Raw genomic sequence first — 10692 nt, forward strand, 5'->3', positions numbered from 1 at the left:
GGCGCTAGTTTGCGCCCATCTGACAGGGAGAGACTCCACATGAAACTGCACTTGCTGGCCGCCGCTGCGCTGGCCACCGTTCTTGCCGCGCCTGCGCTGGCCGATCAGGTTGAGTATCGGGCGCTGATCCAGGAACGCGATGTCGGCCACCTCAAGCTTGACCGGCAGGGGCAGAAGATCGCGGTTGATTACAACATCAAGCAGAACGGGCGCGGGCCGACCATCACCGAAGCGCTAACGCTCGACAAGGATGGGGCCCCGGTCACCTGGTCGATCACCGGCCGCACCACTTTTGGCAATGCCGTTAATGAAAGCTTCAAGCGCAGCGCGGCCGGGGCCGAGTGGCGTGACCTGTCCGGACCGGGCCGGATCAAGGGCAAGGATGCGCCGCGCTATTACGCCACGCAGAACGGCTCGCCGCTTGATGTGGCCATGCTGGCCAAGGCCCTGCTGGCCGATGCCGATCGCACCATGGCCGTCGCGCCGGGCGGGACTGCCCGCCTGACCGAACGCGATCGCCGCGCCTTCGATGGTCCCGAAGGCAAGCTGGAAGTCGTGACTTATGAACTGTCCGGGCTCTCGTTGAACCCGACCTATGTCTCGCTCGATGCCAAGGGCGATCTCTTTGCGCTGTCGAGCGCCGGCTTCATCCTGGCCCGCAAGGGCTATGAGCGCGTTGCAGACAAGCCCCTGCGCGATCTTGCAGAAGAGCTGGCCTCGGGCCGTTTCGCCCAGTTGCAGAGCGAGAGTGCCAAGACGTTCGCAGGGCCGGTGCGAATCCGCAATGTCCGGGTCTTTGACCCCAAGGCCAAGGCGCTCTCGGCATTGAGCGACGTGGTCATGTCGGGCAGCCACATTTCCGGCGTTGCCCCCGCGGGCAGCATTGCCAGCCCGGGTGAAGTGACTGTTGATGGCGAGGGTGGCACCCTGGTCCCCGGCATGTTCGAAATGCACGGCCACATGGGCCAGGAAGATGCGCTGATGAACGTGCTGGCCGGGATCACCTCGGTCCGCGACATGGGCAACCGCAACGAGGTGCTCGACACGCTGATCGACCGGATCGACAAGGGCGAGGTCGCCGGGCCGCGGATTACCCGCTCAGGCTTTATCGAAGGCAAGAGCCCGTTCAGCTCGGCCACCGGCAAGCTGGTGGCGAGCGAGGCCGAGGCGATCGATGCGGTACGCTGGTATGCCGCGCGCGGCTATAACCAGGCCAAGCTCTATAACTCGATGGACCCCAAGTGGGCGCCCAAGGTGGTCGCCGAAGCCAAGCGGCTCGGCCTGCGCGTGTCCGGCCACGTTCCGGCCTTCTCCAGCGCGGACGAGATGATCGCTGCTGGCTTTGATGAGATCACCCACGTCAACCAGCTGATGCTGGGCTGGGTGCTGAACCCGAACGAAGACACCCGCACCCTGTTCCGCTTTACGGCCCAGGCCCGGTTCCCGGGGCTTGACCTCAAATCGGACAAGGTGACCAAGACGCTGGATGCGATGGTTGCCAGGAACGTGGCGCACGAGCCGACGATCGCGATCCACGAACTGGGCCTGACCGCGCTGGACGGCGTGCCCAACCCCGGCGCGGTTGATTACATTGATCACATGCCGCCGGCCGAACAGCGCCAGCTGAAGCAGGCCCTGTTCGGGGCCGATACGCCCAAGCAGCGCGCCGATTACATCGCGGCCTTTGCCAAGATCAAGGAAACGCTGGCGGAGATGAACCGCCGTGGAATCATGCTGATTCCGGGCACCGATCTGGGTGGTGGGTTCACCTATCACCGTGAGCTGGAACTGTTCGGGCAGCTGGGCATGACCCCGGCTGACGTGCTGTCCCGCGCAACGCTGGAAATGGCGCAATACCTGGGCCAGGACCAGTCACTGGGCAGCATTGAGCGCGGCAAGCTGGCCGACTTCTTCCTGATCCCGGGCGATCCGACCAAGGACCTGAAGGCGATCAAGTCCATCCGCATGGTGGCTCGCGGGGGCACGGTCTACTTCCCGGATGAGGTCTATGCCAAGCTGGGGATCAAGCCATTCAGCACGCCGGTAAAGCTTACTTTGCCGCAGAAGTGAGTGGCATTTCCGATCGCATGCAACGAGCCGGCTTCCTTTGGGGAACCGGCTCCTCTGATCAAAATGTAGCTGCGGCTGCGCGCGGCGGCCCAGGGACGTGGCTGGTCTTGGCTCGTCCACAGGCGCTGGCGCTACGTAGCGAAAAGGGGCTGGAACTTCCGGGCGGCTCGTTGCAGCATGGCGCAAAGGGTCAGAATTTCAGGGGGCAAGTATGACCGGGTGGATCTGGGGCGGGGCATTCACGCTCTATGTGCTGTTTCGGCTGTGGTATGATAACTGGCGTGGTCCGTTGACCAAGGCCGAAATCGATGCATTCTTCGCAGAGGTCCACGGCAAGTACGGCGGTGGCAACGACCCGGCGGTGCTGCGATCATTCCTTGAGGCGGATGACGGTAGAGAGTTTGTCATGCTCAATCTGGTTAAGATTGAGCCGGGCATGGTGGTTGATCCGCAGACGGGTAAGGAATTATCAGGCCGCGAGGCGATGCGGCGTTATTCAGATCCGTTTGTCCGCGCGCTGATTGCACAAGGCGGCCACCCGGGCATGGTCGGCCGCAAGGTCGGTCCCTATATTGATGCATGGCAGGTTGAAGGGGACCCGGGCTGGTCAATCTTCGGCCTGATGCGCTACCGCAGCCGGCGCGACCTGTTGAAGCTGGCAGCTGACCCGCGATTTGCAGAGATCCACCCATACAAATTGCTCGGCATTCCTGTGACCTTCAGCTTTCCGACCCAGCGTGAGCTGTCTGTTTATATGGGCCCACGGGGATGGATGGCGCTGGTCTTGGCGCTTGGTGCTGCACTGCTGGAGTTGGCGATCAGCTAAACTGGGCCTGCACAGAGCTTATGTGGCTGGATCATGGTTCCAGCTCGATGTCCCAATAGAGCCAGTCGCGCCAGGTTTCATGCAGGTAGTTGGGTGGAAACGCGCGTCCGCGCTCCTGCAAGTGCCACGAGGTTGGGCGGATCGGTTCAACCAGTAAAGGCATTGCTGCCTGCTTAGGGGTGCGGCCGCCTTTACGCAGGTTGCAGGGAGAGCAGGCGGTGGCGACGTTTTCCCAGCTCGTCCGGCCACCCAGGCGGCGCGGCACGACATGGTCGAACGTCAAATTGTGCGGACTGCCGCAGTACTGGCAGGTAAATCGATCGCGCAGAAACAGGTTGAAGCGCGTGAAGGCGGGAAATTCGCTGGGCTTCACATATTGGCGCAGTGCGATCACCGAAGGGATCGGCATGGTCCAGTTGGGGGAATGCACCTCGCGTTCGTAGCTGTCGACAATATCGACCCGCCCCAGGAACACCGCCTTGATCGCAGTCTGCCAGGGCCAGAGGCTGAGCGGGTAATAGGACAGCGGGGTATAGTCAGCATTCAGCACCAAGGCCGGGCAATCGGACAGATTGCGGGAGGGATCCTCCGACGCGCTGCGGAACCGGGCCGCGCGCTCAATCAGCTCCGCCTTGAGCATGGCCTCCGGTAACAACCCGGGATGACGGTTTGGCTACAACCCATGTCGAGAAGAGAACATGGGGGGCTTTGCCGCGTCAAGCCTTGCCTTGGGAGACAATCCACAGGCAAGAGGGGGCGTGATCCGCACCCGTTTTGCCCCCAGTCCCAATGGCCAACTGCACCTGGGCCATGCCTATGCGGCGATCGTGGCGCACGATCTGGCGCGGAACCGGGGCGGAGAGTTCCTGCTGCGGATCGAGGACATCGATGGCACCCGCAGCCGGCCCGAACTGGTGCCGGAAATCCTGGCTGACCTTGAATGGCTGGGGTTGCGCTGGGATGGTCCGGTGGTCTTCCAATCGCGCCGCCTGGACCGCTATGGCAGCGCAGCAGAGCAGCTGAAGGCACTGGGGTTGCTCTATCCGTGCCAATGCACCCGGGCCGAAGTGCTGGCTGCGGCGCAGGAACAAGGTCCGGATGGCCCCGTCTATCCGGGTACGTGCCGCGGCAAGGAAGTTGATCCGGATGGCGCCGCCTGGCGGCTGGACATGGCCCGGGCCATTGCGCTGGCCGGGCCGCTCGAATGGCACGATGAACTGGCCGGGCCGCAACCGGCCCTCCCCGGTGGGTTCGGTGACATTGTCTTGCTGCGCAAGGAGGCGCCGGCCAGCTATCACCTTGCCGCGACGCTGGACGATGCGGCAGATGGGGTTTCGCTGGTCACGCGCGGACGGGATCTGTTCGCGGCCAGCCATGTCCATCGTTTGCTTCAAGCCTTGCTGGGCCTGCCAGTGCCTACCTGGCACCATCACCTGCTGCTGTGTGAGACCGATGGCCGCAAGCTGGCCAAGCGTCGCGGATCGCCCGCCCTGGCAGACCTGCGCAAGGCTGGGGAAGATGGCCGGGCCGTGGCCAAAGCCTTGCGCATGGACCAATTCCCTACTGGCCTTTGTCTGGGGGCAGGCGTAGGGTTTGCGTCATGAGCTATGTCCTGATTCCCGTTCTTGTTGTCCTGATGGCGCTGGTTGTCATCAGCCTGGTCAAAGGCATCGCCGCCTTCATGCAGAGCACGCGCGAAGACCTGGAGCGGGGGGATTCCTCTGGCCCCAGCGAAATGCAGCTGAAGCAGAATAAGATGATGTACGCCCGCATCCTCTACCAGGGGATTGCGATCGTGATTGTTGCCATTCTGCTGTTTGCCAGCCGCTGAGCGCGCGGCCGATCCTTGGTCAAGCTCAACAGGATCTACACCCGCACGGGGGATGACGGGACCACCGGTCTCGTCGACGGTTCGCGCCGGGCAAAACATGATGCCCGGATGGAGGTGATCGGTTCGGTCGACGAGGCCAACAGCCTGATCGGTTTCGCCGTGGCGAGCCCGGATGGTTCAGGGCCGCATGAAGCCGCGCTTGTGCGCATCCAGAATGACTTGTTCGACCTTGGTGCAGACCTTGCCACCCCTGGTGATGACTTCACCCCTTCTGAAATGGTGCTGCGAGTAATTCCGTCGCAAATCGAATGGCTGGAGCGCCAGATCGACGCCTTGACCGAGGCTTTGACCCCGCTGACCAGCTTTATTCTGCCCGGTGGGACCGAGGCTGCGGCGCGGGTTCACCTGGCGCGGGCGACTGTCCGGCGGGCGGAGCGCGCGGCGACGGCGCTGGCGGCGCATGAACCGGTCAATCCGGCGGCGCTGGCCTACCTTAACCGGCTCTCGGACTATCTGTTTGTCCTTGCCCGGGCGCTTAACGACGGCGGTGCCGGAGACGTGCTGTGGGTCCCCGGCCAATCGCGTTAATTTGGCGCTAGCCAAGCCACTTCCCCAAAGCTAGGCAGCACGCTTTGCTGCATTTGCGAAGGGGATTTTCAATGCGGACAGTCGCGGTAATCGGCGCGGGCCAGATGGGGTCGGGGATTGCCCAGACCATCGCCCAGTTCGGTATGAATGTCCTGCTGTCAGACGTTGACCTAGCGCGGGCCGCGGAGGGCAAGGCCAAGATTGACCAGGCGCTTGGCAAGCTGGTCGGTCGCGGCAAGCTGACCCCCGATGAAGCCACTGCTGCGCTGTCTCGGATCACTCCGGTGCCGGATTACGGCCCCATGGCGGATGCCGAACTGATCATCGAGGCGGCGACCGAAAAGGAAGAGATCAAGCACCGTATCTTTGCCGAGGCCGGCAAGGTCTTGGCCGCAGACGCGATCATGGCGTCGAACACCAGCTCGATCCCGATTACCCGCATGGCAGTCAGCTCGCCCGATCCGGCTCGTTTTATTGGGTTGCATTTCTTCAACCCCGTGCCGGTCATGGGGCTGATCGAAGTCATTCCTGGCCTTGCCACGTCGAAGGAAACGGTCGCCCGCACCCGCGCCTTTGCCGAAGGGCTATCGAAGCAGGTCGTGCTGGCGGAGGATGAACCAGGGTTTGTCGTCAACCGCATCCTGCTGCCGATGATTAACGAAGCTGTCTTCGTCCTGGGGCAGGGTACGGCCAGTATCCCGGATATCGACAAGGGCTGCCGCCTGGGCCTCAACCACCCGATGGGCCCGCTTGAGCTGGCCGATTTCGTGGGTCTCGATACCTGCCTCGATATCGTCAAGGTGCTCTACAATACTACGGGTGACAGCAAGTATCGCCCGGCCCCGCTGCTGGTAAAATACGTCGAGGCCGGCTGGCTTGGCCGCAAGACGGGTAGGGGTTTTTACGATTATTCTGGAGACGCGCCCGTTCCGACGCGGTAAGTGGTATCCCACGCGTAACGGGTCGTGGGGTAATGGATGCTGCTTGATCGGATCGAACCGGCAAGCGAAACGGCGGATATTCTAATTGTTGGTGCCGGCGCAGTTGGCCTGACGATGGGCATTGCGCTTGCCCGGGCGGGTAAAAGGGTCCTGCTTTGCGAAGCGGGCCAGGCAAGGCTCGACCCCGAATGGCAAGCCCATAACCATGTGGTTCAGGGCGGTCGGCATCATTTGGGATCGCTTGATGGCCGTTATCGAGGTCTCGGGGGGACAACCCGGCTTTGGGGCGGCCAGCTGATGCCGTTCACAACCGCGGATCTTGCGCCCAATCCTGACCTTGGCAAGCCTGGCTGGCCCTTGCGGCACGCAGAGTTGATGGACGCAGTTGATGCCGTGCTCCAGCTTACTGGCGTTGCACAATCATGGGCCGAGACTGAAGCGAAATGGTGCGCAGTTACGGGACAAGGCCTTGATCTGGCCTTCGGATTGCGGCTGGCTCCCAGCTTGTGGCTGCCGCAGCCCGATCTCGCAAGACTGTTTGGCCGGGAGCTTCGGCAATCCAGAGCCCTTAGTGTTCTGGTGGGCCATGAAGCAATTGGATTGCAGTGCCGGCCCGATGGTTCTGTTGCCGGACTACGATTGCGCCGTCCGGACAGTCACGAGGTTATTGTTACCGGACAGGCGACAGTCCTTGCCTGCGGCACAATTGAGACAGCGCGACTGTTATTGCGAATTGCTGCCGCTTGGCCAAGTTCGCCGCTCGCCAAGAACGTCCATGTTGGTCGCTGGTTTTTTGATCACCTTCACGGTGATGCCGGCGAAGTGCGTCTCGGAGATAAGGTCGCATTCGGGCGACTTTTCGATTCTTTTTACTCGGGTGGTCGCAAATTGATGCCAAAGGTTCGGCTCTGCGATCAGGAAGTGGCCCGGCGTGGCGTGCCGAATTGCGCAGGTCTGTTTGTTGGCCCGATGAGCCCGGGATTGGTCGTACAGGATCTGCGGCTATTGCTGGGCAGAATCATCGGGAGCGACGCGGGCAGGCATGCTGCGCTGAGTGAAGCCGTGCAAATGGTGCGGTTGATCCTGCCACTTGTGCTCCGCTACCTGGCAGCGCATCGGTCAGCACATTTCATCGGCACGACTGCCCGGTTCCGTATGGAAATGGAGCAATTGCCGACGGCAGAAAGCTATCTTGCGCTTGAGGAAGGGGTCCCGGCCGAACACGCTCGGATCAAGGTAAATTGGTCTCTCGATCGAACTCAGGTGGCCGATTTCACGGGGTTCGCCAGTACGGTGCGAGACTATTGCGATCAAACTGGCCTGGGCAGGCTAGAACTCGATCCGCGGCTGCTCTCTGGGGATGCCCGCTACTTCGACGACTGCCGTGATTCCAATCACCAGATGGGCGGTGCCCGCATGGCGAACCGCGCAGGCGACGGAGTGGTGGATCCGAACTGCCAGGTTTTCGGCATGCCTGGGCTGTTCGTCGCGGGTGCGCCGACGTTCCCATCCGGAAGCTTTGCCAACCCCACCCTGGTTGGCATGGCTTTGGGGCAGCGCCTTGTTAGCCATCTGTTGAAGGGGACGCGATGATTCTACCCCTGCTTCGCGAGCGCTTGATATTCGGCACGGGCCGATTGGCGGGTGGTGCCTATGCAAGCCGGTCGAAGGCATTGATCGCAGCCTGTCAGGCTGCGGGGATCGTTCGGTTCGATACCGCCCCGAGTTACGGCATGGGTGCCGCAGAGGAATTGCTGGGATCTGCCGTAGGGGCCGGATCGAGCATCCACACCAAAGTGGGGTCATCGCGCCCCGCTTGGTCCTCGTTGCGCGGATGGGCAAAATACTTTCGCAATTCGTTCCACAATCGCGCAACAGTGGATCGGGTGAATATTGCTCCGCTACGCTATCAGGAGCCTGACCATGCGATGGATTTCTCACCTGCCGCTATAGTCCGCTCACTGAACCGCAGCCGGCGATTGTTGCGCCGCGATCGGCTGGACCTGGTCTTACTGCACGAGGCGGAACCGTGGCAATTGCCTGATGACAGCCTTTCCTTGCTTGCGGCCGAGCAGAAAACTGGAAGAATCGGCCAACTGGGGTTTGCCCATTCTGGCCCGATGCTACGCGAGAACCCCGGTTGGCTGGCGCAAACTGTGCCTTGGCCCGAGGCGCTGCTGGGGCGCGGAGATGGTTGTATCTACCATTCAATTCTTCGGGCAGCCAGCAGCGGCGATGCAATCTTTTCTGCGGAATTGGAACAGACCAAGATGTCGCTTGGCCTTGCCGAGGCGGGGGCCGCGGGCCGCTATTTGAGCGCGCTTGTCTGGCTGCATCAGCGACAGCCGAATGCCGGGCTTGTTTTTGCTACTTCGGCGGCGTCCCGCCTTGGGCAATTCCTGGCCCTGCTCGATCGGATCGCGCCCCGGTCATGAGGCGTCGTCGCTTCGTTCTTGGGGCTCTATCGATGGGCTATGGCAAAGCGGTTGCCGCTTTTGGGCAACTGTTGCTGGTGCCTGTCTTGGCGAATGCGTGGGGCGTCGCGCTGTACGGGCAATGGTTGATGCTGGCGACAATTCCGGTGTTTCTTGCCGCAAGTGACCTTGGTTTTGGGGTCGCTGCGGGCAATCGTCTGATTGGACAAGTGGCCCGGCAAGAGTTCGACTTGGCTCAGCGAACCTTCGACAGCGCTCTCCTGATGATTGTCAGCAGCAGCGCGATGATTGCCGCAGCGGCAATTTCGTTGAGCCTGCTGCTGCCAGAGCGAGGGCTTGAAGCTGCGCACGGGATGAGCGGGGGCGATGCCCGCAAGGTCTTGCAGATCCTGATTTGTTATGGAGCGGTCGCGCTACAAGGTGGCCTGTTTATGGCTGTGATGCGATCCGAAGGCGCCTTTGCCCGATCAACTGCACTGGAGGCTACAGTGCAGTTGGCTGAAGCAGTTGCGGTTGCCGTTGTCGCGCATTGGGGACATGGGCCGCTTCCCGCTGCATATGCCCTGTTGACGGTTCGCGGCGCCGGATTGGTTTGTCATGTGCTTCTCGCGCACTGGCATGCATCTTGGCTGCGTCTCTGGCCGGAAGGCATCAGCAGATCGGTCATGCAATCCTTGCTGCGCCCGGCACTCGCGGCGATGCTCCTGCCCTTGGCAATGGCGGGATTGTTGCAGGGTACGGCTTTGGCGATCGGTGCCGCAATTGGTGCCGGTGCAGTCCCGGTCTTTGTTAGTTTGCGTACGCTTTCGCGGCTGGGGTTGCAGATCGTAATGACGGTAAATCTGCCGGTTCTTCCCGAATTTACCGCCGAGTACGCGCGGGGGAATCGTGAATGGATAATCCGGATTGCGGGTGGACTGGCAAGCTTCAACGCACTTGCAGGTTTCTTGGGCGCGATCGTTTTGGTTGCAATGGGCAACCGCTTGCTGGGATTGTGGACTCAGGGGGCGATCCAGGCTCCGGTGCCAATGCTTTGGATCGCCGGTGCGGCAATCGTGGCCAGCATGATATGGAGCCCCCTCAGCAATCTCCTGGTGGCTGCGAACAGCCATGAGCAGTTTACGATTGTGCTGGCAGCATCGGTCATACTTGCCGTTCCGACAACCTATTTGGTTAGTAAATTTGCCGGATTAACCGGCGCAGCGGCAGTCACGCTTGGATTTGAGTTGGTCCTGCTGGGCTACGCGCTCCAGCAATCTCGGAATAAGTTTGGCCCGTTCACAATTGGGCCTGGGTCGATTTTAGCACTGCTGCGTGGATGGCATGGCAAGGGAGGCGCGACTAGATGTTGAGGCAATTGAAAAACGTCCTTCAGGCTGGATTGCGGCGGCGCGGCATTGATGTGCGTAAGGTTCCGGCTCAGTTTGCGCCCATCCCGGTGTTTCGATTGGCGGTTGAGGCGCTGATGGCTCGTCAGGGCGATGCACTCAGCTTTGTGCAGGTGGGCGCAAATGATGGCATGTTCGGCGACCCCTTGCGGGGATATGTTTTGTCGCGTGGCTGGCGGGGGGTGCTGGTTGAACCACAGCCTAGGGTCTTCGAAAAACTAAAGGCTAACTACGCGGCATGCAGCAATCGCCTGATATTTGAAAATCTTGCGATTTCCGATCAGGCTACGCTGACACTCTACTTGCCACCGCTTGAACTTGACGGTTGCGACAAGGTTTATGCCGAATCGATCGTCTCCAGCGATGCGCGTGTTATCAGTCGTCAAATCGGCATGGGGGAGAGGCGGCTGCAGAAGGTGGTGGTACCTGCGATGACCCTTGATCAGCTGTTTGCGAAGCACCGGATTAATGATTTGGACGTCCTGCAGATCTGACCGGCCCCCACTGAGTGGTCCGTTCGGTTTGTTAGTGCATGATCGCCTCCTGCGCCATGGCTGGCCGTAGGTGGAGCGAAGCGGAACCGGAGGGCAGCCATGGCGATGGCGCTGTTTCT

General features: G+C 61.4%; 11 protein-coding genes and 1 pseudogene. 10 read left to right on the forward strand and 2 right to left on the reverse strand.

Going from position 1 to position 10692, the window contains the following annotated elements; translation table 11 throughout:
- Positions 1–39: 39 nt before the first annotated feature.
- Together RQP55_RS10455 and RQP55_RS10460 are read left to right on the forward strand one after the other, a co-directional pair.
- Positions 40–2070: an amidohydrolase family protein gene (locus RQP55_RS10455; RefSeq protein ID WP_315610135.1), complete on the forward strand. Its 2031-nt coding sequence runs from the start codon at positions 40–42 to the stop codon at positions 2068–2070.
- Between the two features lie 211 nt (positions 2071–2281).
- Positions 2282–2896, forward strand: coding sequence for a hypothetical protein (locus RQP55_RS10460; RefSeq protein WP_315610136.1), 615 nt, complete (start codon positions 2282–2284; stop codon positions 2894–2896).
- Positions 2897–2927: 31 nt separating this feature from the next.
- On the opposite strand, the gene RQP55_RS10465 is transcribed toward RQP55_RS10460, so the two are convergent.
- On the reverse strand, positions 2928–3536 hold the full coding sequence (locus RQP55_RS10465; RefSeq protein WP_315610137.1) for an HNH endonuclease: 609 nt from the start codon (positions 3534–3536) through the stop codon (positions 2928–2930).
- 118 nt (positions 3537–3654) lie between these two features.
- On the opposite strand from RQP55_RS10465, the gene gluQRS reads away from it, so the two are divergent.
- The 8 genes from gluQRS (at position 3655) to RQP55_RS10510 (ending at position 10573) form a co-directional block, all read left to right on the forward strand.
- On the forward strand, positions 3655–4500 hold the full coding sequence (gene gluQRS / locus RQP55_RS10470) for a tRNA glutamyl-Q(34) synthetase GluQRS (RefSeq protein WP_315610138.1): 846 nt from the start codon (positions 3655–3657) through the stop codon (positions 4498–4500).
- Positions 4497–4727 carry an HIG1 domain-containing protein gene (locus tag RQP55_RS10475; protein ID WP_315610139.1) on the forward strand — a complete coding sequence of 77 codons (231 nt, stop codon included), beginning with the start codon at positions 4497–4499 and terminating at the stop codon, positions 4725–4727. Before gluQRS ends, RQP55_RS10475 begins: the two co-directional genes overlap by 4 nt.
- A gap of 15 nt (positions 4728–4742) precedes the next feature.
- Positions 4743–5315 (forward strand): cob(I)yrinic acid a,c-diamide adenosyltransferase, encoded by a 573-nt coding sequence (locus RQP55_RS10480; protein WP_315610140.1) that lies wholly within the window; start codon positions 4743–4745, stop codon positions 5313–5315.
- A gap of 71 nt (positions 5316–5386) precedes the next feature.
- Positions 5387–6256, forward strand: a complete 870-nt coding sequence (locus RQP55_RS10485) for a 3-hydroxyacyl-CoA dehydrogenase NAD-binding domain-containing protein (protein WP_315610141.1) — start codon at positions 5387–5389, stop codon at positions 6254–6256.
- 504 nt (positions 6257–6760) lie between these two features.
- Positions 6761–7849 carry a GMC family oxidoreductase gene (locus RQP55_RS10495; protein ID WP_315610143.1) on the forward strand — a complete coding sequence of 363 codons (1089 nt, stop codon included), beginning with the start codon at positions 6761–6763 and terminating at the stop codon, positions 7847–7849.
- Positions 7846–8691: an aldo/keto reductase gene (locus RQP55_RS10500; RefSeq protein ID WP_315610144.1), complete on the forward strand. Its 846-nt coding sequence runs from the start codon at positions 7846–7848 to the stop codon at positions 8689–8691. Before RQP55_RS10495 ends, RQP55_RS10500 begins: the two co-directional genes overlap by 4 nt.
- Positions 8688–10043 carry a hypothetical protein gene (locus tag RQP55_RS10505; protein ID WP_315610145.1) on the forward strand — a complete coding sequence of 452 codons (1356 nt, stop codon included), beginning with the start codon at positions 8688–8690 and terminating at the stop codon, positions 10041–10043. The genes RQP55_RS10500 and RQP55_RS10505 overlap by 4 nt, the downstream gene beginning before the upstream one ends.
- Before the next feature lie 5 nt (positions 10044–10048).
- Positions 10049–10573 carry an FkbM family methyltransferase gene (locus RQP55_RS10510; protein ID WP_315610146.1) on the forward strand — a complete coding sequence of 175 codons (525 nt, stop codon included), beginning with the start codon at positions 10049–10051 and terminating at the stop codon, positions 10571–10573.
- A gap of 31 nt (positions 10574–10604) precedes the next feature.
- On the opposite strand, the pseudogene RQP55_RS12085 reads toward RQP55_RS10510, so the two are convergent.
- Positions 10605–10692 (reverse strand): annotated as a pseudogene (locus tag RQP55_RS12085) (integrase catalytic subunit); the annotation flags it as partial.

It is taken from the genome of Novosphingobium sp. APW14 (assembly GCF_032337075.1).
Classification (GTDB): Bacteria; Pseudomonadota; Alphaproteobacteria; order Sphingomonadales; family Sphingomonadaceae; genus Novosphingobium.